The following is a 22,440-nucleotide window of genomic DNA, read 5'->3' as shown; positions in this document are numbered from 1 at the left end:
GTTAGCCGGAAAAGATATAGGATGTCTTAACTGTCGTATAGAACTCGGCGGCAAAGCTCCCCTGTTCGCGGGGGCCAAAGCTCGAGCCTTTGCGACCGCCAAAGGCCACGTGATAATCGACCCCTGCGGTTGGCAGATTGACCATCACCATACCTGCCTCAGCCTGGCGCCGATAATTGCGCGCGGCTTTCAGGCTGGTTGTGCAGATACCCGATGACAATCCAAACTCGTGTCGTTCGCGATCGCAACAGCCTCGTCAAAATCGCTCACCTCAATGACCGAGGCTGTCGGACCGAAGATTTCTTCGCGATTGATCCGCATGTCATTTGTCGTGCCCAGAAACAGGGCAGGGGCCTGGTAGAATCCCGGCTTGGACCGCTCCAACCGCTCTCCGCCGATCACCTCGGCGGCTTCGGATTTGGCGATCTGCACATAATCCAGATTGGATCGCAGCTGCCGCTCATCGACCACTGGCCCGATATGCGTTGCGGTATCCAATGGGTCGCCCACCGTCAGATCCATCATCGCGTCTGTCAATCGTTCGACAAACGCATCGTAGATACCCGATTGCACGATCAGGCGTGAGGAGGCCGTGCACCGTTGCCCGGTGGAGAAAAACGAGCCGTTCAGACAGGCGCTTACCGCCACATCCAGGTCGGCATCGTCCAGAACCACCATCGGGTTCTTCCCGCCCATCTCCAGCTGAATTTTCTTGCGCAAGCGCCCGCAGGTTTCGGCCAGGCGATTGCCGACCGCTACCGAACCGGTGAATGACAAAGCTGCCACATCGGGATGGGTGACCAGGGCTTCGCCCACCACCGAGCCGCGCCCGAAGAGCAGGTTGAACACACCCGGAGGGCATTTGGCATCCTGCAGGGCCTCGGCGATGATGTGGGCGCAGGCCGGAGTCAGTTCGGCGGGCTTCAGCACCACGGAATTGCCAAAGGCAAGCGCAGGTGCCGTTTTCCAAGCCGGGATCGCAATGGGGAAGTTCCACGGTGTGATCAGGCCGACAACGCCAACAGGTTCTCGGGTGATTTCGATATCGATATCGGGCCTGACAGAGGGATGGAATTGCCCACCCAAGCGCAGCGCTTCTCCGGCAAAAAATTTGAATACCTGGCTGGCGCGGCCGACCTCTCCCATCGCCTCAGGCAGGGTTTTGCCTTCTTCGCGGGCCAGGATCCGGCCATATTCTTCGGCATGGGCACCCAGCTTGCTGCCGACATGGGCCAACACGTCGTGGCGGGTCTGTGGGGTGGCCGCCGCCCATCCGGGCTGTGCGCGCTTGGCCGCGGCGACGGCTTCGGCCACCGCATCGGCACCTCCGTAGGAGAATTCTCCAACGATATCATCTGTATTGGCCGGGTTGATGTCGGGTTGGTAATTGCCGAAATCGACCCATTTCCCATCAATCAGGGACATATGATGTGTCATGCTCTTCCTACGATTTTAGTGGGCCGACATGGCCTGCTCCAATGCATCCGCAGTCGCCGCGGGCAGAGGCAGAAACGGTGGCAAGGTCCGGCGCCAAGCCTCATCGCCAGTGCGGTGTGCCACCATGTGCTTGACCCCGGGGATCAGATTGGCTCCAGCCAGCGCCGCCCGTTGGCGCGCGATCTCTTCAGGCACAGAGGCTGCGGTAGGCCCGGCCCAAACCTTCGCGCAGAGCGGTGCGGTGATGTTCACGCTGGCTGAGATGCACCCGGCGAAACCGTCGGCCTTGGCATGCGGCAGCACGGTTTCTGAGCTTGGGAAAACATGCAACCCCATCCCCAATCTGACGATCCTGCGGCAATAATCAAGATCGCCCGAACTGTCCTTTATGCCTGTGAAACGCCCCGGCGCTGCCTTGGCCAGATCTGCAATCACCGAAACCGGGATCGTCAGGCCTGTCATTTGTGGGAAATTATAAAAGAAGATCTGGATCGACCGCGCACCCAAACCCGCGTTCAAGGCCATGTACCATGCGACCAGCCCTGCATCACTGATGGGTGCGTAGTAATAGGGGGGCAGCACCAGTGCCACGCTATAGCCCAGATCATCCGCTGCTTCGGTCAGGGCGATGGTTTCGGCTAGGGCGGGGGTGCCTGTCCCGACCATCAAGCGCTCGCGCGGGCAGGACGCCGCCGCCCATTTCATCACCTCGCGCCGCGCGCCGCTGTCCAGGGAATTGGCCTCTCCGGTTGAGCCCAGGATATTGAGCCCATCGCAGCCATGGGTCAGCGCCCAGTCGCAATGCTCTTCGAACAGCGCGCGGATCGGCATGCCGCCCGTATTCACCGGCGTGGGCACCGCTGCGATCACACCTTGCATTCGGCTTCATCCTTCGCCTTTTTCCGCACCGGTCGGCGCATGGCCAGGTCGGGTGCGTCATGTACTGGCGCCATACCCTTGTACCAACCGCCGGGCTCTTGGATGTCCCCGTCGGCGTCGCGAAACACGGAGATGTTCATCTCAGCAAAGGGCACCTCTGCCGCGGGCACCTCATCGTCATAGCGGATCGCGTCGACCGGGCAGATCGACTCGCACATGCCGCATTCGATGCACTCGGTCGGATGGATGTAGAACATCCGTTCGCCCTCGTAGATGCAATCAACGGGGCAGGAGGTTGTGCAAATGCCGTCCTTCACATCGACACAGGCACTCAGAATCACCAACGCCATGTTGTCACGTCCCCGTCCAGACGGGTGCGCGCTTTTCGCGGAACGCCTGAACGCCTTCTTCGGCATCTTGAGACGTCAACGCCGTAACCAGCGCCGGGGCGTCCGCCTCATAGGCTGCGTGAGGCGCCAGGTGGCCTGTACTGCGCACCACCGTCTTGATCGCCTGAAGGCTCAGTGGTGCGGCGGCCATCAGATCGGTGATCCAGCGATCAATCTCGGCATCCAGATCGGCCATCGGCACCACCGCGTTGACCAAGCCATGCCGAGCCATCTCGGCGGCATCCACCATGCGTCCGGTCATCATCATCCCCATCGCCACATTGCGCGGTACCAGGCGCGGCAGCATCACCATACCACCGTCCAGCGGCACGCGGCCCACCTTGGCTTCGGGCAAAGCAAAGCGTGCATGATCCGCGGCGATCACGATGTCGCAGCCCATCACCATTTCGAAACCGCCGCCCAGGGCCAGGCCGTTGACCCGCGCGATCACGGGTTTGGTCATCCTGCGCAGCGAAATGCCCCGGTAGCCCGCATCGCTCAGCCCTTGCCAATAGTCTGAACCCGAAAGGCCGGTATCGTCCTTCAGGTCGGCGCCTGCGCAGAACGCCTTTTCCCCCGCGCCGGTCAGCGCCGCGCAGCGGATCGCAGGGTCGGCCTCTACCACGTCCCAGATCTCGGCCAGGCGGACATGCGTGGCGCTATCGATGGCGTTCATGCGGTTGGGGCGGTCGATTGTCACCCATGCCACATGATCTGCCACCTCAAACCGTATGCTCATTCCGCGGCCTCCGCCTTCAGCATCTGCGCCACGTTCTGCAACACCGCATCGGTATGTTCGCCCAAACGCGGAGGGAGGTGGCGCACCGCGAGCGGCGCGTCGCTGAGATGTACGGGACTGCCCACCAGAGTGATATCGCCCAGCACGGGATGCGCGATGGGGCAAAGCATTCCGTTTACGGCCGTCTGTTCATCATCCAACGCTTCCCCGAGGGACCGGACCGGCGCGCAAAGCAGATCCACCGCCTCCAGCCGCTCCAGCCAATAGGCCGAGCTGTTCGCGGCAATCGCCGCTCTGAAAGTCTGCTGCAGGAACGGTTTGTTGGCCCGTTGGTCAGCCAATGTGGGGTAGGCCGCCGATAGATCCTCGATCTCCAGCGCCGTGCAAATATCCTGCAGCGGATTGGGCTTGAACGCACCGACGATCACAATCGCGCCGTCGGTCGTGTTGAACACGCCGGTCAGCGGCATCGCGGCCCAGTTCAGCACCTCCCGATGCTTCGACCATTGCGCTGCTTCCTGCATCTGCATCGCGATCATGCTGTCGTAGAGTGATACCCCCACCTTCTGCCCTTTGCCGGTTTTCTCGCGCATCAAAAGCGCCGCAAGAATCCCTTGCACCAGATGCATTCCCGCGGAGTAGTCGCACAGGGTCGTGGGGTAGATGCTTTTGGGGATCGACGGATCCTGGGTCTTTTCCATGACGCCGGTCATCGCTTGGGCCAACACATCCTGCCCACCCTTATGGGCATAAGGCCCCGTCGGCCCGAACCCGGTGCCGCTGGCGCAGATGATCTGCGGGTTGATCCGCGACAGGGCGTCATAACCAAAGCCCAGCCGGTCCATCACACCGGCCCGGAAATTGTCGACCACCACGTCCGCGGTCCTCACAAGATCCAGCACCGCCTGGCGCCCTTTACCGGATTTCGTATCCAGCGCGACCGAGCGTTTGTTGCGATTAAGGGATGCAAAGACCGCGTTGTTCATCGCCGCTTCGCTGAGGTCGCCATAAAAGGATCGGCTCAGATCCCCCGCGCCCGGCCGCTCGATCTTGATCACATCGGCGCCGAAATCCCCCAGCATCTGGGTACAGCAAGGGCCTAGCATCACTTGGGTGAAGTCGATCACGCGGACGCCACTGAGTGGCATGACATTGTCTGACATCGGATTTGCCTCTGTGGTTTATTCCGCCGCGACCGGATCTTCGATCAAGGCATTGGACGACGACACGTCGCCGGGATCGGCGCCTTGGGCGCGCATTTGTTTCTGGATGGCCCGGTAATCCACATCGCGCAGGGCAACGTCGCCTGACAGCGCCAGCGTGGCCGCAACACCGGCGGCCTCGCCCTGGGCCATGCAAGGGGGGATCTCGCGGCTGAGCTTCTGAGCATCGCTCTCGACCGAATAATGCCGGCCGGCGACAATCAGATTGTCGATCCCTTTGGGCAGCAGGGCCCGGTAGGGTGTGTAATAGTCACGACCCCGGCAGATCGTGTCCTGGAAATAGCGGCGCGATTTCACATCGTCTTTGTTGACCACGTATTCGCCCCGCAACAATCGAGTCTGGCGGATCCCCATCTGTTCTGCGGCGCCCAGCATCTGACAGTTTTCAAAGCCCGGCATCGTCTCTTTGACGAAGCGGTAAAGGTTCATCATCCGCTCGCGGCCCTCGATTTCTGCAGCGACCATGTCCGCAACCGAGATGCCGTCATAACCTGGCATATGCGGGCAATTGCACCAGATCACCCCATCAATCGGCGTCTTTAGCCACCACATGCCCCAGGCTCCGCCGATGCGGCGCCGCGCCTCGCGGTCGAGTTTTTTGTATTCCTCGGGATTGGCGAATTCGAATGCGATGGCCTTTTCGGTATCCACATTGGCCAGGCGGAACACAGTGGTGACAATGAATTGTCCGTCGATGTATTCTGCCCCCGCCGCGGCACCCACATCCAGATCGCCGGTGGCATCCACCACATATTTCGCCCGGATGACCTGACGGCCCTGTTTGGTTTGCGCGATCACACCAGCAATGCGCCCTTGCTCCATCAACACGTCCGCGAACCAGCTATGGGTGCGCAGGTTGACCTTGGCCTCCACCACCATGTCCAGCGCGACCCGTTTCCAGGCATCGGGGTCGAAGGCCACGGCGTGGATGATCGGCTGCGGCATGCCTGTCTTGTGGAAATCGATGCAGCCCCAGCGCGACCATTTCTGCCACATCTCCCAATTGGTCAGGCAATCCTGGGGGGGCGGGAACACCGCTGCATCCTGTTGGGTCAGTCGGTCGACAAATTCGTCCACGATCCCGGTGGTGACCACCTCGTTGCCCTCGTTGACCATGTCGTCGAGCACCAGAACCATCCCGCCCGATGCCATGCCGCCGAGATGGTGGTAGCGTTCCAGAAGCGTTACCGAGGCGCCGTTGCGCGCGGCGGATACAGCGGCGGCTTGCCCGGCGGGCCCGGCCCCTACGACCACAATGTCGCAGTCAGCCACAACGGGCAGTTCGGCGCCCTTGACCTTCACAAATGTCGTCTGACGGTCAGACATATCTCATCTCCTCCAACGCGCGCGGATCTACCAGCGCACCACAAGTTTTTCGGTGATCGTCACCAGGGCAAACAGAAGCACCGACAGGCCCGACGACATGAAGACGGTCGCGTACAGCATGGGTGAGCGGAAGTTGAACGTGCTGTCGATAATCAAAGCGCCCAGGCCCACATCCGCCCCGATCCATTCGCTGACAATCGCGCCGATTACACAGGTTGTGGCCGCGATTTTCAGGGCCGAAAACAGGAACGGCAGCGCGCTGGGTAGCCGCATCTTCCAGAAGATCTCGGATTTCGAGGCCGACAGGATACGCGCCAGTTCCAGCGTTTGTGGGCTTACCGATTGCAGGCCGCGCACCATATTGACGAGTGTCGGAAAGAAACAGATCAGCCCGGCGATCACCACTTTCGATGTCATCCCCGGCCCAAAGATCAGCACCAGGATCGGCGCAATCGCCAAGATCGGGATCGTGTTGATGAACACCGCGATTGGGAAAAGTGCCCGTTCCGCCAGCCGCGAATGCACGAAGGTCACTGCGATCAGGATCGCCGCAAGGTTACCGGCGAAAAACCCCACCACGCTGACGGTGAAAGTGGGCCAGAAGTTGCGCAAGAGCAGGTCGAAATGCTCGCCGAATACGGCCAGCACATCGGTCGGCGCGGGCGCGATATAGGTAGGGACCTCAAACACCCGGACGCCGATCTGCCAGAGCAGCAGCAATGCGATGGCTGTGCCCACGGGTAAGGCGGCGCTGGCCAACCGCCGTCCAATCAGGGACGGTGCCCGCGGTTTGGGCCCTGGTACATCGGCGACGCTCTCCGTCACGGCCATCAGCATTCCTCCAGGGATTTCCGCAGATAGGCGGAATAGCGGTTGAAGTCCGGGGTTTCGCGCAGTTCCACGTGGCGTGGCTCGGGCAGGTCGATCTCGACCACCTCTTTCACCCCGCCCGGATGGGCGCGGAGCATCAACACCTTCTGGCCCAAAAGCACTGCTTCGGGGATCGAATGGGTCACGAAGAGACAGGTTATTCCGGTCTCGCGCCAAATCTCCAAAAGCTGCATGTTCAGCCTGTCGCGCGTCATTTCATCGAGCGCACCGAAGGGTTCATCCATCAGCAGCAGCTTCGGTTGGCACACCAGAGCCCGCGCAATCGCCACGCGCTGCCGCATTCCCCCCGATAGCTCGTGCGGCAGGGCGTCTTCGCGACCCTTCAGGCCGACGAGTTCCAGCAATTCACGCGGGCTACGGTCGCCGCGCGGGATCGTGATCCCTCGGCTGCGCCCCATTTCCAAAGGCAATTCCACGTTCTTGAGTGCACTGCGCCACGGCAGAAGCGTGGCATCTTGGAACACGAAGGCGAATTCGCGCGCCAGTCGCGCCGCTTCGGTTGTTTTGCCCAGGATCTCGACCGACCCGCTCGCAGGCGGCACCAGGTCGGAAACCAGGCGCAGCATTGTCGATTTACCACAGCCCGACGGGCCAAGAATTGTCCAGAATTCTCCCGCGCCGATCTGCAACGAGATATCGCTCAGCGCGATGAAGCTACCGAATTTCACCGATGCACCCGCCAGGCAGGCGGCGATGGCGTTGCCTCCTGTCGGTGATATGTGGCTCCCGTCCATCGAACTAGCCCAAGGTCGGGCGCGCATCCGCCGTGGCGTCCAGGATATCAAGCGTCATGACATCGTCCAAAGCCGGTGCGTCGCTATCGAATTGGTCAAGCACGGCGTATACATCAATCTGCGCCTGCCAATTGTCGGGCGTCATGGTGCCCCAGCCGCCCTCTGCGGTGCGGTCGTTGAACGAAAAATCCAGAACCAGGGGGGAGGCGGCCATCTCCGCGTCGCGGTCGAGGTTTGGATACCGCGCCACCAATGCATCCACCGCGGCCTCGGGATTCTCATAGGCCGCGCCCCAGCCGCGTGCAATCGCGCGGATGGCGCCGGTGATCTTGTCGCCGTGCTCGGCCAGCATCTCATCGGTTGTGTAGTAAGGGTTGGCATAAAGCTGAATGCCCGCATCCCAAAGCGGCAGATCCACCCGTTGATCGCCCAACACGGCCAACGCGCCCGTATTGGTGGACCAGCCGGTTACCACATCGACCTGGCCGTTCATCAATGCGGCCATATCCGCACCCATCACAGCCACCTCGACATCGTCTTCCGAGATCCCGTTATGGGCCAGCAAAGCCCGCAGAAGGATCCGCGCCGTGCCCTGGGTGGCCACCCGTTTGCCGATCAGATCCTGAGGTGTGCGCACTGGGTTGCTATCGAGCGAGAAATACGTGAACGGATGGCGCTGATAGCCGGCCGCCACGCATTTGATCGGCAGGCCTGCGGCGCGGGCCAGCATCAGCGACGGTGACGAGGAAATGGACCCGAAGTTATTCGCCCCCGAGGCCACCGAGGCCACACCATCCACATTCGGTCCGCCCGGGACAATCTCAAGCGCCAGACCTTCTTCTTCGAAATAGCCCAACGTGTCGGCCATCACCTCGCCGGTGATGCCGTTCGACGCCAGCCACCCAAGCTGCATCCGAATGGTAAAGGCATGTCCATCGGCGCGTGATGGCGCAACGGACAGAAACGTGCCGGTTGCGGCCAATCCGGCAATGGCCGCGCCGCTGTGCAAAAAGGACCGTCGGTTGAAGTCTCTCGTCATCTCTCCTGGCTCCCTGAAGTTTTTGGTTTTTGGGAATTGCAGAGACGGTAGACGCCGGGTTGGCGCTGCATATAGGGTCAATATGAGCCTAGTGCGCTGCGCTTTTTGCAGCGCTACAACAATCCGCACGGAAAGGCACGCCTGGCCCATGCATGACAAGTTTCTGAATTACTTCGATGAAACCGCGCGGCAGGGGTCGATCCGTAAGGCGGCGGCCGTGTTGAACATGTCGTCCTCATCGCTCAACCGAAAGATCATCAGCACAGAAAATAGGCTGGGAGTGCGCCTTTTTGATCGCCATGCGGACGGTGTGGAGCTCACCAGTGCGGGTGCCGTTGTGCTGGAGCATTGCCGAAATACGCTGATGGATTACCAAAGAATCCTTGGTGCGGTCAGCGATATCCGCGATATGCGTACCGGCCACGTGAATATCGCAACGCTCGATTCCGTAGCTCTGACCGTGCTGCCCGGCGCGCTTAAGCAATTCAATGCCGATTACCCGCAGATCACTTTCACCGTGCAAACCGCTCAGCCCGATGAGATCATGCAAATGGTGGCCGACGGCGCCGTGGATATCGGCCTGTCGTTCAGCAACGAACTCCACCCGCAGGTGCGCAGCCAGGCTGAAAAATCCACGCCCATCGGGGCGATTATGGTACCTGGGCATCCGCTGGCCGAGCGCGACGTGATCGAACTTGTCGACCTGAGGCAATATCAGATGATCCGCTCCTACGACGCTTTCTCGCACCGGTCCATCTTGAATGAAGCCATGGCAGACCTGGGGATTACCCTACCGACCCAGATTTTCACCAATTCTCTGCCGCTGGCGAAATCCATGATCGATGGTAGCAATTGTGTGGGACTCTATTCCAAGATTGGCTTTCTCAAGGAGATCGAGACTGAACTGTTGCGGTATGTTCCCGTGAGTTCCTCAATTCTGAAGGAGTTGAGAATTGGGGTTTTGATCTCGTCCAAAAGCGCCTTGCCGCCGGTGCAACACGGGCTCAGCCGCAGATTGGCAAAAGCCCTGCGCGGCCTGCGCTTGGATTCCTAGAGACGGTCCGCTTTCCTATGACACCTGACACTGAGGCACAGCAAATGATCGAAACTCGTGGTCTAGGAGTATTGAGGCTTGCGCCAGCTCTCAGTCCAAAGGTGTGGTTCGTCGACTGAAATAACGCCACGCAGTCGCCCAAAACTGGACATTGGTCGATCACGCAGCAATCGGATTGCTGAAATCTCAGGAATGATCCCCGCGATCTTGTTGGCGATGGCGACCATCGCGCGGCGCGTTAGCTCGCATTGACGCAGGCCGTTTACCTAGGGTCGGTGCGGCGTCTATGATTGACCACTTGCCAGATAAACACGTTATCCTGATGACGATAAGCTGGTTCAGATAGGCGTTGTCCATTTTTGTGATCCTGGCTGATCGTTCTTTACGACCTAAGAACCTATCAAGATGATCTTGGCGCGCCCGCCTGCTTTGACGCTGCGGCACGTATATCCGCCAAGCCAACCGATCAAAGCCGTTCTTGCCAATATGGTATTAGCCGAACGGGCCCTATCAGTCCCGTTGGTGCAAGACCGTTTCTGTTCCGGAAGTGACGCCAGCGCGCATCGCCTGTTTCGCCATAGCCGACGAGGCGATTATAGAGAACCGGCGTCACAGCGATTTCGATGGTGTTTTGTCCAGGCTCGACGAAGTCGGTGACATCGATCTGGTAGGGTGGAATGAGCATATGCCCGGTTCTGCGACCGTTGACCGTAACCTCGGCGACTTCGTGCACGTGGCCGAGATCAAGGATCAGGCGCAGTTCATTTTGTAGATGGGTGGCGGCGAGGTCGAAGCTGCTTGTGTAGACCGCGCGGCCGGCCTCGTGCCGAAGTTGGGGAATGTCACGCCAATCGGCCAGGGCGTCGAGCCTAAGCTCGATCGGTGCAGTCGCCCCATCAGGCGATCTGCTCAATGTGCGCAGGGTCCAGTCTTCAAGCTCGATGGTCGGCGGAAGTGATACAACCTCGATCTCTGCGGTGTCCCCGTTGCCATAGGTGAAATCATAGGTGCCGGATTCCGCCGCTTCGACGACAAGATGCGTGCCGATACGCCTGACAGCAAGGTCACCTTCTGCAACATGCCGTCCGGATGCGGGCGGACCGAGCCGGATCATCGCCGAACCGAATGCGTCAAATGCCAAAGGCAAGGTTACGGTATCAGCACTTCGACGATACATCGGGGCGTGAGTCTGAACGCCGGTCCAGAGATCGACATACCGCGGCGCGCAGGTGTCATCACAGGGAAGCTCGACCGAGAAAGAGCGGTGGGCTTCGTCGCCGCTGCGGATGAAATAGAAGCGATCCTCGTTAATCTGACGCCTTATATATTGGATCTCTGGTTCCTCACTCTCGAAACTCAGGCCGGGTTCGATCCCCACTTCCCTCAACTGCGCAGGCAGCGTTTGAGCATTGTCCACCCGCTGTGGACCAGTCGCAAGCGTTTCGACCATGGCTCTGACCACCGCGTCATTTGTGCGGTGATCTTGAAAGCCCGAATGGCGGTCGGGCGTCGCGCCGACGAAAAAGACCTCGAACCCGTTCACCGATAGCTCCGTCAGCCGACGGGCGAGCTCAGCCGGAATGTGGGTTTCATTGCTGAGGACCAGCGCCTCCATCCGGATATCGCCCATGTGAAGCACGCCATCGCGCATCTCGCCGTGCATCAGGCTGTCGGTGTTGACCAGCACATAATCGTATCCCGCGGCCGCGAGCGCATCACCTGTTTCGACGCGCTGATAGATATGTTGTTCATCGGTCGACAAGTCCGCGAAGGATGGTGGAAAGCCGATCGGCGGCGGTACATCGCCCGAACCGAGATATCCGTTCACCGTCTCTTCCTGGCGCAACGCACCGCCGGGATAGCGCCAGATGTTGTGTAATATGCCGATATTGGCCATGTTTCGCCCACTCTGCGCGATCACCTGATTGCGAGAGATGTAGCCGTTCAGCTCCGGAACATAGTCGAAGATCGGGTTGGCTCGGGTCATCGACCCGGCGAAAGAGACCGGCATATCGGGATGTGACCAGGCGTTGAAGCCCGGATAAGGCGCTTCCGGGGCTTGATAATACATGCTGTGGTAGTGAAGCTGTGTGATACCCGACACGAAAAACCGATCAGCATGAACTTTGATTTTAAGCGGTGACGTCATGTAGTCGCGTGACATCCAGGTCAGGAATTCACCGCTCGAGATCCGACGCCCGTGAAGGGCTGCCGCCGAGCCGGTGAGCCTGAGAAAATCCATTGTCCCACCGGCATAAAGCGCTTCGGTATCCGGCATATCGACATATTCTGCAGAGCGAATGGTGTCGACGGGAAGCCCAAAGGTTTGGGAATGCGTTTGCAGGCCGTGTTCATCCGCCCATTCGGCAAAGCCGTCGAGGTAGTTCTCGATGAACAGGTCGGACACTGTGTGCATGTAGTCATATCGGACTCGGTCGCCCACATCATCGGCGGCGAAGTCGAACAGGGGCGGCGCGTCGCCGAACCTGAGATTGGCGACGAAGTTGTCGCGTCCGGGAACATAGGTGCTCATCAGAAATGGCATCAAATCGTAGCCCCGGCGTGCCTCAAATTCATCAAGGAACGTCTCGGTCCAGAGCCAGTCGGATTTCAGCTCGACACTGGGCGAGTTTATCGAGCGGATCGTGTTGCCGAACTGATCGCCGATATACGGTATGGCCCGGCCAATGACATGGTCGATATGGGCCTGGATGGGTTCACGCGCGAGATGGTCGAGCACCAGCGCAGCGCGTGGGCTGCCGTCACGGCTGTCAAAAACCGGGATCTCGCCGATTGGGCCACCGTAATAGGCAAAGAGATACCAATCGCCCGGCGGCACATCCCAATCCAGGCGGCCGCCGCTTGTAACCTGATCTGACAGATCGATGACGCTCTCTGGATCAAGCAGGATTGGCGCCGTCCAAGGTGGTTCTCCGATGAACAGGTCCTGCGGGTTTTCGGTCAGCGCCGACAGGGCGGGAAGTGGATCACGTGGCCGGGTCTGAATGACACGAGCCGCTCCGACGCCCACCAGGTCGAGATCCGGTTCGAACGCATAGGCAATGTCGCCGAAGAACCAGTCGGATCGGGTGAAGTGATTGCGATCCCAATGCGGCACTTCGCCGGAAAAGGGCGTGCCCCCTTCCAGCGGAAGGACGCCCATGGCCAGGGTTTGGCTGCTGTCCTCTGGCGCCACATGGGTCCCGCCAAGCGGCCAACCCGACCCCGCCAATAGATCGATCTGCAACCCCCGGGCGCCCGCCTCTGCCACGGCATCCGCAAGAAGCGCGTAGTATTCGGGCGTTGCAAACCGGTTGGCGCGCGCTGCGCCCTCTGCGTCTTCCCTGATCCAACCCACCCCGGCAAGCGACGTGAAATGGTAGCCCCCCGCAAACCCGGCCTCGGATAGTGTTCGCAGATCTTCGCTGAGAAGAAGTGGGTCCACGTCGGTTCCCGGCCACCACCAATAGGCGAAGGGACCCGCAGAAATCGGCGGGGTCAACAAGTGTTCGTCTATCGATACCTCCTCCTCGTGCGTTTGTTGTGCGGAAGAGGGCAGGCTGACGCTCGTCAGGCCCAAGACGGCGATTACGATATATGTGGCATTTGCGAAGGCGGCTTGTCTGAGGGGCATGTCGCGGCACCGGGATAATCGTGATAGGGCAGGGGATCGACAGCCAACCGGTAGCAGGGCGGCATGCATGCAGATATGCTGGGCCTAAGCTAAATCCGTGAACGACCTATCTGCTACGTGAACGACATGACTTGGCTGCCGATCTATCAAGAACTGACCGACCTTGCCCGCAATTGGCGGCTTTGGCTGATACTGGCCGTTGTGGCCACTATGGCCGGATTGGCCGGTCCGTTCGATACCTATCAGGACATGAGCTTACCCAACCGGATAATCTATTGGTGGCTGTTGGTTGGAGTGACATTTGCGACCGGTGCAGCGTTTGGCAGTGTCGCGGAACGTCTGATCGCAAGGATATGCTCCAAGACGTTCATCGTGTTGGGTGCAGGCGCGCTTCTTTCAGCAATTCCGACGACGTTGGTGGTTGTCCTGATCAATGCCATATTCGGGTCAACCTACGGGCCTGCTGATTTGGTTTTGCTCTATGCCTATGTGGCCGCGGTGATGTGCGGGGTATGCGCAATCACCATGCTGTCGCGCGACTGGTTCAGCGCGGCTGTCCCGGTTGCCTCTGACGATGCAAAAACGCCCCCCATTATGTCACGCCTGCATGGCGCCAATCGCGGCGCCTTGCTGCGCATGTCGGCTCAAGACCATTACGTCGAAGTGGTGACCAACCGAGGCTCAGAATTGCTGCTGATGAAGTTGCGCGATGCCGTAACCGAGGCCGCTCCGACACATGGAGCACAGGTACACCGCTCGCATTGGGTCGCTACAGAAGCGGTGTCTCGTAGTGAGCGGATTAAGGGCCGCGTTTTTCTGCGCTTGACCGATGGCTGCCGCGTACCCGTCGGACGTCGATATCTCAAATCAGCCCGCGATGCAGGACTGATCGCGAGCAAATAAATGCTATGCACGCGTCGATTGAGCCAACCCGAGAATTTGGGTATTGCCTCGATTCAGTGCCGAGATCGGGCTATTGGATTTACTGAGGCGTTGAATGGTTTAGGAGTTTCTTATGCGGTATCGGGAACAATGAAACCGGTGCCCGCGGGTCCGCCGAAGAATGCGACGCAAGTATCCATGAATAATTGTAACAGCAGCCGTCTCGGACCCGGAGCGAAGCCCAGAGATAGGGTCACCCCGTTGGTGGTTCCCGTCAGCCGTCGGCAACATACCTCTTTGCCAGCATAAGCTGGTACATCGCTTGGGCGCATGTTCAACAAAGACACCCCGAGGCCTTCACTGACAAGAGATCGAACCATTTCCGTCGAATTGGCAGTGGCGACGATGCGAAACGGTTTGCCGCTCAGTTCGAGCAGCTCCATGTAGTAGCCGCGCGCGGCGGGGCGATCGAGAATGATAAGCGGCTCACTGGCAATATCGGTGACAGAAACGGCACCGTCTCTTGCGAAGTGATGATCTGCCGGGCACAGGCAATAGGTGGGCACGAAAACCAGCGGTTGGGTGGAAATCTGCGGATTTGGCAACTCTTCTACGAACAGGATCGCATCATAGTGCCCGTCCAGCAATCCGGCCCGCACGCTCGTATTGTTACCTTCGGTGAAGGTGAGTGTGATGTCGGGATGCGCGGCGAGAAGCTGTGCGGAGATCGCCGGAAGAAAGGCGGGCGCGATGGGGGCATTGTAGGCAATCGACAACGCGCCCGAGAGGCCAGTGCGCAGATCGGACGCATCGGTCATCAGGGTGTCGTATCGTTCGAGCAAGTCATCGATCTGTCGCTGGATGTCGCGGCCCGCGAGGGTCGGGAAGATCCCTTTTGCCCGCGCGCGGGTGACGAGGGATAGGCCAAAGGCGTCCTCGGCCTGATCCAATGCATTCGCTATGGCCGACGGCGCCACATGCATGGCCTCAGCCGCGGTCTTGATGCTGCCCTTATGAAGCGCAGCCTGAACGTAGCGCATGGCGCGTAAGGATAGGGTCACGTCAAATACATCCGATTATCAGACTTAGAAGCTCATAATAAAATATTTTTCGAAGGTGAGCCTATTTGCAAGACTGCCGACCGACAGTTGAGCGGGAGTTTAGGCGATGAAATCCAGAACCAGGGCAGTCGTGATCGGCGGTGGAATTGCAGGCTGCTCGACGCTCTATCATCTGACGCAGGAAGGCTGGACGGATGTCGTTCTGGTCGAACGGGATGAGCTGACATCGGGCACCACCTGGCATTCGGCCGCACAGGTCACGAATTTTGGCATGACGCAGACAATGGTGGGTCTGAAATCCCATTCCATAGCGCTCTACAAGAGGCTGCGAGATGATCCGGATTACCCGGTCGGCTATCATCACGGTGACGGCGGCATCCGCCTCGCCAATACCGAGGCGCAGATGCAGGGCTATCGCCATTTCGCCTCCATGGCGCGCGGCATGGGCGTGGAGTTCGAGGTCATCGACGCCGAGGAATGCGCCCGCCGCCACCGCCTTATCTCCACCGAAAACCTGATCGGCGGCCTTTGGGACGGAGAGGATGGCGACATCGATCCGGCGCAGCTCTGCCAGACACTGGCCTTCCACGCCCGCAAGGCTGGGGCCGAGGTCTATCGCAACACACCGGTTACGGCGTTGACGCAGCACAAGGACGATAGTTGGACCGTGCATACGGAACATGGCGACATCGATTGCGACGTGGTCGTGAATGCCTGCGGCTATCGTGTCAACGAGGTGGGCGCGATGATGGGGGTGCACCATCCCGTGGCCTCGATGGAGCATCAGTACTTCATCACCGAAGACATCCCCGCCATTGTCGAGGCCGGACACCGGATGCCGCTGCTGCGCTGCCCGATCTCGGACTATTATTCCCGGCAGGAAAAGAGTGGCCTGCTGGTCGGCTTCTACGAACAGGATTGCAAAACCTGGGGGATGGACGGCATCAGCCCCGCCTTCTCCAATGACCTGTGTCCAGACGATCTGGACCGCGTGATGGACGTGCTGGAGGGGGCCTTTGCGCGAATGCCGGTGCTGGCCGATGCGGGTATCAAGCGTGTCGTCAATGGCCCCATCACCTATACGATAGACGGCGCCCCTCTGGTCGGTCCGATCCCCGGCAAGCGGAATGCGTATTGCATCATCGGGTTGAGGGCAGGCCTTGGCGAAGGCGGTGGGCATGGCTGGCTATTGGCGCAACAGATAGTGCACGGGGAGGCGCAGTATGACACCTGGGTCATTGACCCGCGTCGCTTTACCGGCCACGCGAATGTCGAGCTGACCGCGCTCAAGGCCATCGAGGACTATCAGAACGAATTCCGCTTCCACTTCCCGCATGAACATCGCGCCGCGGGGCGCCCCGCCAAGACAACCCCGCTGACCCCGATCTTGGCTGCAGAAGGGGCCGAGTTCACAACCGTGAACGGATGGGAACGGGTGGATTACATCAAACCATCGCCGGATTTTCACCCATCGCTCAGTTTCGATTTCGACGAAACCTTCGAAGTTATCGCGTCCGAGGTGCGAAACGTCGCAGAAAACGTCGGATTGACCGAGGTCAACGGCTTTAACCGGATCGAGATCACCGGCGCGGACCGTCATGCTTTCCTTGACCGGATGATCTGTGGAAACGTCATCAAACGCGATGGCCGGGTGGGACTTGGTTATCTCCTGAACGCACAAGGCACCGTCAAAGGCGAGGCGACGATCGCAAATCTGCCCGCTTCGGATCGCGGGCCGGGTCGCGTTTGGTACGGGTCGGCAGCGGCATCCGAATACCACGATATGGATTGGTTGACGGCCCATCTGGACCCGAATGAGGACGTGCAGCTGCGCAGTCTGACCAATGATCAGACCATTCTGGTATTGGCCGGGCCGAACGCACGCGACGTCCTGTCGGAGGCGACCCGGGGCGACTGGTCGCGTGAGGCATTCCCATGGCTGTCGATGCGCGAATGCTGCGTGGGCTTTGCGCCGGCAACGATCATGGGCGTTAGCTTTTCAGGCGAACTGGCCTATGAAATCCACGTGCCCAATGCGTCGCTTTACGCGGCTTACTTGGCCTTACGCAGAGCGGGCGAGAACTATGGATTGAAACTCTTCGGGGCGCGGGCCGTGGATGCGATGCGGATGGAAAAGGGGTTCCTGCACTGGAAAGCGGACCTGATCACCGAATTCGACCCGTTCGAGACAGGCCTTTCGCGCTTTGTGACGCTTGATAAGGGGGACTTCATCGGTAAGGCGGCCTTGCTCGCCCGACAGTCGGATGGGCCGCGCAAGCAATGGGTCACGCTGCGGATAAACTCCGATCGCGCACCTGCCCATCCGGGCGCATCGCTGATGGATGCACGTAGAGTGATCGGCACAATCACATCGGGCGGCTATGGCCATAGGGTCGGTATGAACCTCGCCTATGCTTTCGTGGAACCGGCCTATGCCAATATCGGTGCCGTGATGGAGCTGGATTCATGTGGCGATCTGGTCGCTGCTGAGGTCATTGCACCGTCGCCCTATGATCCGAGTTTTGGTCGAATGCGCAGCTAAGCGGCTAAAACGCTTATCGACCCGATACGCCGGTCGAGACAATGGTCACGTCGCCTTTTCTACCGACTAGGCGCTTTGATTGACGCTTCCAGACAAATCCCGGACTATAGCCTGTCTTGTCCTGGGAGAGCTGCGTTTGGCTGGCGGTTCGGCGCCGAACAATGTCATTGGTGCAGGGGCATCAACGGCATGGGTGCATCGATATCTAGTTTGAGCGCACCGTCTCCTGTTTGAAGCCCCTGCAGGCACCAAGCTCGCGCTAGTTTTGCCTTGCAATCAAATCCACCTGACGCGCTTGGAGTTCTTCGGCTATCGCCATGTGCTCGTTAGTGGCGCGATCTGCGAGCAAATCATGCAATTCGAATGGATCCTCCGCGAGGTTGTAGAGTTCCGGGTCTTGCCCCTCTGCGACCACCAATTTGAAATCGCCTTGCCTGAGCGTCCAACCATATATGCCACCCCCGCGGGTTTCGCGATTGGTGAAATGCTCAACATAGACGACGTCGCGCGTGCCTGGCTCACCGGCCAGAACAGGCGCAAAACTGATAGAGTCCGGTGTCGACACCTCTGCGCCTGCCAACTCGGCAATGGTCGCATGGAGATCGGTGATGTTTACGAACACATCCGTGCGACCCGCTTCAATATTTGGCCCGGAAACGATCAAGGGCACCCGGGTGCCGCTGTCATAGATCGTCCCTTTGGCGCCGTGATCGGCAAAGAGATCGCGCGTGACCTGATTGGGCGTACCGTTATCTCCGATGAATATGACAATTGTATCGGCGCGGGCCTCCTCGCTCAGAGACCCCAGCAGGCGGCCGATCTCGGTGTCGAGCGCTTCCAGCATCGCTTGATAATAGGGCAACGGGTTTGCGGCAATTGCGGCGTCGCCATCCGGCAGGTCATCGAAGCTGTGCAGGTCGGCGGGTGGCAGATGAAACGGCGCGTGCGGCGCATTGTAGGCAAGCCAGAGGAACCAGGGCTGATCCTGCGCCGCGATCCAGTCGATGGCGCGGTCGGTCAGAACGGTTGTCGAATAACCCTCGATCTGGACTTCTTCCCCGTCTTCGATGGCTGTCCAGTCGAAGTAGTCCTGAATGCCGCCAGCATAGAGGCCGAAATAGTCGGAAACTCCCATCTGTTCGGGTGCGTCATACCCGAGATTACGGCCCGATATGTGCCATTTGCCGATCACGTTGGAGGCGTATCCCGAAGGCGCAAGCGCGTCGAAAATCGTCGGCGTATCGACCGAGAGCTGATCGCTGCCATTGGGATCAACCGGCGCTCCGACACCGGTGCGGAAGCCGTAGAGGCCGCTCATGATCGTGGCGCGGGTGGGCGAGCAGGTGGGCGCAGCATAAGCATTTTCGAAGACAAGGCCGGTCTCGCACAAAGCCTCGATATTGGGCATGGGCGCTTGCTGATCGCCAAGCGCGTAACAGAATGATGCATCGATCCCCATATCGTCGGCGATGATCAGCAGGATGTTTGGCTCAGCGAAAACGGGTAGGGGGACCAGCATCACAGCTAAGGCTGGCAGCATCTTTCTCAGGCCCATCTCATCTCCTCTCGGGTCTTGCGTTGTGGATGCGCCGTGTCGGGGCGCATATGCATGGCGATCACCAACTGGCAGAGACGCCATCCGTTTCCGGGGGCGACTGTCCCAAGATCGGGTCGCGCAGGGATCGGCTCACTCATCGGCGATGACCCAGCTTCGGTAGATTGGATCGGTATCGATGCAGCGGGTCAGCAACAAATCCCGTGACATGAATGGTCCGGCAGAACGACTATCCGCGCCAACGCTCACGCAGAGTTCGGCATCATTGGCAGGCGAGATGGCTTGGGTCGTTGCGTTGTAGGTGAAGTGTTGCTGCGGATCATCGGGTGCGCAGGGCATCAGCCCGAAGGTCGCGTCGGCATCCGACAAAACCTCCATACAATGATCCGGAAATGCGACGGAGCGGATTAACCCCGGCGCGGCCTCCAGCGCGAATTGCACGTCACCGCCCTGCGGCTTGCAGGAATGCGCTTGCAGAGTCTCGCCAAAGCCGCGCCCGAGAGTGTCGATGCACCACCCGAGCTGGTCGGCCTCATCAAGATTGTCGGCCAGATAAATCACTGGTGACGGCGTTTGCACAACCGGAGCATCCGCGGCCACCGAGTGCGCCATCAAAGCCAGTCCAATAGCGACAAAGGCGCCTTTGCCGCCTGTTGCGTCAATCATCATGATACTGGTCCTTTGCGTGCTTGTATTGACCGCGTCTCAGGGGGCTTTTTGTGGCATTGACCCACCCGGGCCGCGTTCGCGGGGCGATAGGGCAGTTCTCGCAAGCCATATACCGCTTCACTTCAACGTATCTGCTGCAAAAATAGCGTTAGAGGTGCCTGAGGCATCGGATGCCATCTGATTTACCAAAAGAGACCACAGCGTTTCTCCCGATGTCGTGAATCCCGACGAGGTCAACACTATGACAATGCTTAATGAGCCGAACACAAAAAGCGCCAATGCAGGCAATCGTTTCTCTTTAGTGAGCATCCGGGTCTCCTGGGCGATGTCCCAAGTTCCACGCGGCGGCGGTGAGGTTCCGTCGCAGAAAGTTGCGGCGCAGAATCCGGGCTGGTTCTTTGATTGCGCATATCTGGCGAATGGCGGCGAAGCTTAGTCTTCCCGAAGGCGCGTGCTGCGTCGGTGACGATCAAACGGACCGTCGTCGAGGCCCGCACTTTCATATGCAAAAGGATATCGTCGGTGCGCTTGTGTCGGATCAGTTCAGTCCCGCGCGACCGCGTCTCCAAGGTCTCAGCCTTGCAATCACGGCAAGCGTTGTCAGCCCCACCAAGCCGCATAAGGCTGCTTTCGTGATCGGCTCCATTGTCCCTTGGATCAGCACCGCGTGGACGATTGTCCCCGCAACAACGATTGTAACGGTTGTCGTATGGGCGATCCGCCATGTTCGAAGTCGCAGGCGGCGCCGCATCAAGGCCAGTGTCGCGGCACCGAAGGCGGCCCACATCGCCACAACGCCCCAGGCCGCAAACGGTGTTGGCGAGGTGAAGGTCAGGGCGTCGATCACATCAGGCGGGCTTGTGATCCATAATCCGACCACATGGACGATGATCGCAAGCACCAATCCGATGCCGGTCCAGCGGTGCACATGGCGGCTGCGGTATCGGTCCAGTCCGGGCAGCAGCCCGGCTGCCAGCAGGGGCTGGATCAGCATAAGCGTCAGCCCCAAGATGCCCGCGAACCCGGCCACGACGTAGATCGGATCCCGCCACGCCAGAAGCGGGCTCAACGCCGCCAGGCCGATTGGCGTCGCGATTGCCGCGGCAAGACCCAACCAGATCAGCACTCGGGCCATTGCGGCGTCAGGCCGGTTGCAACACGAAGTGCGCCTCTAGACTGGTATCGGAGGCGTTCGGCATGATCGGTCGCAGAAACACGGTCTCGAATTCGCCGCTATCATAGGCCAGATGCCCGTGCGGCTGCCCAAAGGCTGGCACGATCTGGGGCATTTCCAACCGAAAGACGCCATTCGTATCGGTCAGTGTGGCGCCGTGGCTGTGGGCGTCACGCTCGTGCCCTTCGGTTGTATGGGCCCAGATCTGGATCCTCTGACCGGACAGGGGGGCGCCATCGCCAGCGCGTCGCACCGTCCCCGTCATCCAGAAACCGCCGCCGCCGATCCGCTCGACGATAGGGGCGTCGGGAAGGTAATTGTTGGCGCCACCGCGCATGGTGGGGGTGGGAGCGAGGCCTTGTGCCCGGGCGGGCTGTGCCAAGCCGGTCATGCCAAGGGCAAGGGCAGAGCTACCGGCGGCAAGAAGATCGCGTCGTTGAAACAGTAGGCTCGACATTTGGTCATCTCCTGTCTGCTTGGCCCGTGTCAGCATGGGCCTGTTCCATCTGTTCACCTAGAATACCCTAGGCGCTTTCGCCAAAATTCCCAGCCGCCCGGCAGGACACGATTTCGTGCGAAGCGGCGTCACTCAAGTCAGCGGGACCGTCGATGACGGTCCGCGCAAGGGTTCAACCTGTCCGCGTCGATGTGCCGAGTACAGCGGTCAATCACGCCTCTCGCGCTCTTCTATACCAGGTGTTGCCGTCAATTTGGATCCGCGCGCACCATGGCCCGGTGCGCGACCGCCAAGGGCATTGCGCAATTGGCGCGCCAGCCCGGCGAGTTCCGCAGCGCTTTCCGGACCAATGGCTGTTTCGATGATCTTGTCGACCTCGCGCCACGCCCGATGGACATCCGAAAGAAGGGCGCGACCCGTATCCGACAAAGACAGAAGATTGCTTCGGGCCTGATCGGGATCGGCTGCGCGCAGGATGAAGCCAGCCGAAATGAGCCGCGTCGTCATCGTGCTCATGCTGGCTGCAGAGATGTTGAATTCCCGTGCCAATGTGACCTGCGAACACGCGCCGATCCGATCCAGCGCCTCGAGTATGCGCGCCTGACGCGGTGTGATCCCAAGCGGGTTGAGTTGAATGCGCAGCCGCTCTTCCACGAGGTCCGCAGAATGCAGCAACATATGAAGCTTTGGTTTCGGCGTTTGCATGCTAACAGTTAGTATATTAATGTTTTGCGATAGGCAACGATGAGAAAGGC

General features: G+C 59.8%; 19 protein-coding genes and 1 pseudogene. 4 read left to right on the top strand and 16 right to left on the bottom strand.

What is annotated here, in order from left to right; translation table 11 throughout:
• Position 1: 1 nt before the first annotated feature.
• The 9 genes and pseudogenes from V8J82_RS15235 to V8J82_RS15195 form a co-directional block, all read right to left on the bottom strand.
• A pseudogene (locus tag V8J82_RS15235) lies at positions 2–1,437 on the bottom strand (aldehyde dehydrogenase family protein).
• A gap of 15 nt (positions 1,438–1,452) precedes the next feature.
• Positions 1,453–2,316 carry a dihydrodipicolinate synthase family protein gene (locus V8J82_RS15230; protein WP_339976249.1) on the bottom strand — a complete coding sequence of 288 codons (864 nt, stop codon included), beginning with the start codon at positions 2,314–2,316 and terminating at the stop codon, positions 1,453–1,455.
• The gene (locus V8J82_RS15225) at positions 2,304–2,666 is read right to left on the bottom strand and encodes a ferredoxin family protein (protein WP_339976248.1); all 363 of its coding nucleotides are present in this window, start codon (positions 2,664–2,666) and stop codon (positions 2,304–2,306) included. Before V8J82_RS15225 ends, V8J82_RS15230 begins: the two co-directional genes overlap by 13 nt.
• A 4-nt stretch (positions 2,667–2,670) precedes the next feature.
• Complete coding sequence (locus tag V8J82_RS15220) at positions 2,671–3,444, bottom strand: enoyl-CoA hydratase-related protein (protein WP_339976247.1); 774 nt, start codon at positions 3,442–3,444, stop codon at positions 2,671–2,673.
• Positions 3,441–4,607, bottom strand: a complete 1,167-nt coding sequence (locus V8J82_RS15215; protein WP_339976246.1) for a CaiB/BaiF CoA transferase family protein — start codon at positions 4,605–4,607, stop codon at positions 3,441–3,443. Before V8J82_RS15215 ends, V8J82_RS15220 begins: the two co-directional genes overlap by 4 nt.
• An 18-nt stretch (positions 4,608–4,625) precedes the next feature.
• The gene (locus tag V8J82_RS15210; protein WP_339976245.1) at positions 4,626–5,993 is read right to left on the bottom strand and encodes an FAD-dependent oxidoreductase; all 1,368 of its coding nucleotides are present in this window, start codon (positions 5,991–5,993) and stop codon (positions 4,626–4,628) included.
• Positions 5,994–6,020: 27 nt separating this feature from the next.
• Complete coding sequence (locus V8J82_RS15205; RefSeq protein ID WP_339976244.1) at positions 6,021–6,824, bottom strand: ABC transporter permease; 804 nt, start codon at positions 6,822–6,824, stop codon at positions 6,021–6,023.
• Positions 6,824–7,618, bottom strand: a complete 795-nt coding sequence (locus V8J82_RS15200) for an ABC transporter ATP-binding protein (protein ID WP_339976243.1) — start codon at positions 7,616–7,618, stop codon at positions 6,824–6,826. The genes V8J82_RS15205 and V8J82_RS15200 overlap by 1 nt, the downstream gene beginning before the upstream one ends.
• A gap of 4 nt (positions 7,619–7,622) precedes the next feature.
• Complete coding sequence (locus V8J82_RS15195) at positions 7,623–8,657, bottom strand: ABC transporter substrate-binding protein (RefSeq protein WP_339976242.1); 1,035 nt, start codon at positions 8,655–8,657, stop codon at positions 7,623–7,625.
• 82 nt (positions 8,658–8,739) lie between these two features.
• On the opposite strand from V8J82_RS15195, the gene V8J82_RS15190 reads away from it, so the two are divergent.
• A complete protein-coding gene (locus V8J82_RS15190; RefSeq protein WP_339976241.1) occupies positions 8,740–9,711 on the top strand; it encodes a LysR family transcriptional regulator in 972 nt (323 codons plus the stop codon).
• Positions 9,712–10,177: 466 nt separating this feature from the next.
• Here V8J82_RS15190 and V8J82_RS15185 read toward each other — a convergent pair whose 3' ends face one another.
• Positions 10,178–13,345, bottom strand: coding sequence for a glycosyl hydrolase (locus V8J82_RS15185; RefSeq protein ID WP_339976240.1), 3,168 nt, complete (start codon positions 13,343–13,345; stop codon positions 10,178–10,180).
• A gap of 126 nt (positions 13,346–13,471) precedes the next feature.
• On the opposite strand from V8J82_RS15185, the gene V8J82_RS15180 reads away from it, so the two are divergent.
• Positions 13,472–14,248 (top strand): LytTR family DNA-binding domain-containing protein, encoded by a 777-nt coding sequence (locus V8J82_RS15180; RefSeq protein ID WP_339976239.1) that lies wholly within the window; start codon positions 13,472–13,474, stop codon positions 14,246–14,248.
• 110 nt (positions 14,249–14,358) lie between these two features.
• Here V8J82_RS15180 and V8J82_RS15175 read toward each other — a convergent pair whose 3' ends face one another.
• Positions 14,359–15,267 (bottom strand): LysR family transcriptional regulator, encoded by a 909-nt coding sequence (locus tag V8J82_RS15175; RefSeq protein WP_339976238.1) that lies wholly within the window; start codon positions 15,265–15,267, stop codon positions 14,359–14,361.
• 127 nt (positions 15,268–15,394) lie between these two features.
• Between V8J82_RS15175 and V8J82_RS15170 the strand changes: the two genes are divergently transcribed.
• Positions 15,395–17,830, top strand: a complete 2,436-nt coding sequence (locus V8J82_RS15170) for a GcvT family protein (protein WP_339976237.1) — start codon at positions 15,395–15,397, stop codon at positions 17,828–17,830.
• Between the two features lie 259 nt (positions 17,831–18,089).
• Here the strand turns inward: V8J82_RS15170 and V8J82_RS15165 are convergent, their stop codons facing one another.
• Both V8J82_RS15165 and V8J82_RS15160 read right to left on the bottom strand, forming a co-directional pair.
• Entirely contained in the window at positions 18,090–19,385 is a 1,296-nt protein-coding gene (locus V8J82_RS15165) for a sulfatase-like hydrolase/transferase (protein ID WP_339976236.1), read from the bottom strand.
• 132 nt (positions 19,386–19,517) lie between these two features.
• Positions 19,518–20,051 (bottom strand): ricin-type beta-trefoil lectin domain protein, encoded by a 534-nt coding sequence (locus tag V8J82_RS15160; RefSeq protein ID WP_339976235.1) that lies wholly within the window; start codon positions 20,049–20,051, stop codon positions 19,518–19,520.
• Between the two features lie 220 nt (positions 20,052–20,271).
• Here V8J82_RS15160 and V8J82_RS15155 point away from each other — a divergent pair, with 220 nt between their 5' ends.
• The gene (locus V8J82_RS15155; RefSeq protein ID WP_339976234.1) at positions 20,272–20,490 is read left to right on the top strand and encodes a hypothetical protein; all 219 of its coding nucleotides are present in this window, start codon (positions 20,272–20,274) and stop codon (positions 20,488–20,490) included.
• Between the two features lie 102 nt (positions 20,491–20,592).
• Here V8J82_RS15155 and V8J82_RS15150 read toward each other — a convergent pair whose 3' ends face one another.
• The 3 genes from V8J82_RS15150 to V8J82_RS15140 all read right to left on the bottom strand — a co-directional run bounded on the left by V8J82_RS15150 (position 20,593) and on the right by V8J82_RS15140 (position 22,390).
• Positions 20,593–21,189 carry a ferric reductase-like transmembrane domain-containing protein gene (locus tag V8J82_RS15150; protein WP_339976233.1) on the bottom strand — a complete coding sequence of 199 codons (597 nt, stop codon included), beginning with the start codon at positions 21,187–21,189 and terminating at the stop codon, positions 20,593–20,595.
• Positions 21,190–21,196: 7 nt separating this feature from the next.
• Positions 21,197–21,619: a peptidase associated/transthyretin-like domain-containing protein gene (locus V8J82_RS15145; RefSeq protein WP_439650081.1), complete on the bottom strand. Its 423-nt coding sequence runs from the start codon at positions 21,617–21,619 to the stop codon at positions 21,197–21,199.
• A 273-nt stretch (positions 21,620–21,892) separates the two neighbouring features.
• Entirely contained in the window at positions 21,893–22,390 is a 498-nt protein-coding gene (locus V8J82_RS15140) for a MarR family winged helix-turn-helix transcriptional regulator (RefSeq protein ID WP_339976231.1), read from the bottom strand.
• Positions 22,391–22,440: the final 50 nt, after the last annotated feature.

Origin of the sequence: Gymnodinialimonas mytili (assembly GCF_037544085.1) — a bacterium.
In the GTDB taxonomy this organism is placed as follows: domain Bacteria; phylum Pseudomonadota; class Alphaproteobacteria; order Rhodobacterales; family Rhodobacteraceae; genus Gymnodinialimonas; species Gymnodinialimonas mytili.
The sequence above is the reverse complement of the archived record's forward strand: the minus strand, read 5'-3'. Positions and strand labels throughout refer to the sequence as shown.

Bases quoted from the DNA above. Each gene is read 5' to 3' on its own strand.
- V8J82_RS15220 (WP_339976247.1), bottom strand. From the start codon at position 3,444: ATGAGCATACGGTTTGAGGTGGCAGATCATGTGGCATGGGTGACAATC.
- V8J82_RS15200 (WP_339976243.1), bottom strand. From the start codon at position 7,618: ATGGACGGGAGCCACATATCACCGACAGGAGGCAACGCCATCGCCGCC.
- V8J82_RS15140 (WP_339976231.1), bottom strand. From the start codon at position 22,390: ATGCAAACGCCGAAACCAAAGCTTCATATGTTGCTGCATTCTGCGGAC.
- V8J82_RS15165 (WP_339976236.1), bottom strand. From the start codon at position 19,385: ATGGGCCTGAGAAAGATGCTGCCAGCCTTAGCTGTGATGCTGGTCCCC.
- V8J82_RS15175 (WP_339976238.1), bottom strand. From the start codon at position 15,267: ATGCGCTACGTTCAGGCTGCGCTTCATAAGGGCAGCATCAAGACCGCG.
- V8J82_RS15215 (WP_339976246.1), bottom strand. From the start codon at position 4,607: ATGTCAGACAATGTCATGCCACTCAGTGGCGTCCGCGTGATCGACTTC.
- V8J82_RS15210 (WP_339976245.1), bottom strand. From the start codon at position 5,993: ATGTCTGACCGTCAGACGACATTTGTGAAGGTCAAGGGCGCCGAACTG.
- V8J82_RS15205 (WP_339976244.1), bottom strand. From the start codon at position 6,824: ATGGCCGTGACGGAGAGCGTCGCCGATGTACCAGGGCCCAAACCGCGG.
- V8J82_RS15180 (WP_339976239.1), top strand. From the start codon at position 13,472: ATGACTTGGCTGCCGATCTATCAAGAACTGACCGACCTTGCCCGCAAT.
- V8J82_RS15145 (WP_439650081.1), bottom strand. From the start codon at position 21,619: ATGACCGGCTTGGCACAGCCCGCCCGGGCACAAGGCCTCGCTCCCACC.
- V8J82_RS15230 (WP_339976249.1), bottom strand. From the start codon at position 2,316: ATGCAAGGTGTGATCGCAGCGGTGCCCACGCCGGTGAATACGGGCGGC.
- V8J82_RS15225 (WP_339976248.1), bottom strand. From the start codon at position 2,666: ATGGCGTTGGTGATTCTGAGTGCCTGTGTCGATGTGAAGGACGGCATT.
- V8J82_RS15170 (WP_339976237.1), top strand. From the start codon at position 15,395: ATGAAATCCAGAACCAGGGCAGTCGTGATCGGCGGTGGAATTGCAGGC.
- V8J82_RS15150 (WP_339976233.1), bottom strand. From the start codon at position 21,189: ATGGCCCGAGTGCTGATCTGGTTGGGTCTTGCCGCGGCAATCGCGACG.
- V8J82_RS15160 (WP_339976235.1), bottom strand. From the start codon at position 20,051: ATGATTGACGCAACAGGCGGCAAAGGCGCCTTTGTCGCTATTGGACTG.
- V8J82_RS15190 (WP_339976241.1), top strand. From the start codon at position 8,740: ATGAGCCTAGTGCGCTGCGCTTTTTGCAGCGCTACAACAATCCGCACG.
- V8J82_RS15185 (WP_339976240.1), bottom strand. From the start codon at position 13,345: ATGCCCCTCAGACAAGCCGCCTTCGCAAATGCCACATATATCGTAATC.
- V8J82_RS15195 (WP_339976242.1), bottom strand. From the start codon at position 8,657: ATGACGAGAGACTTCAACCGACGGTCCTTTTTGCACAGCGGCGCGGCC.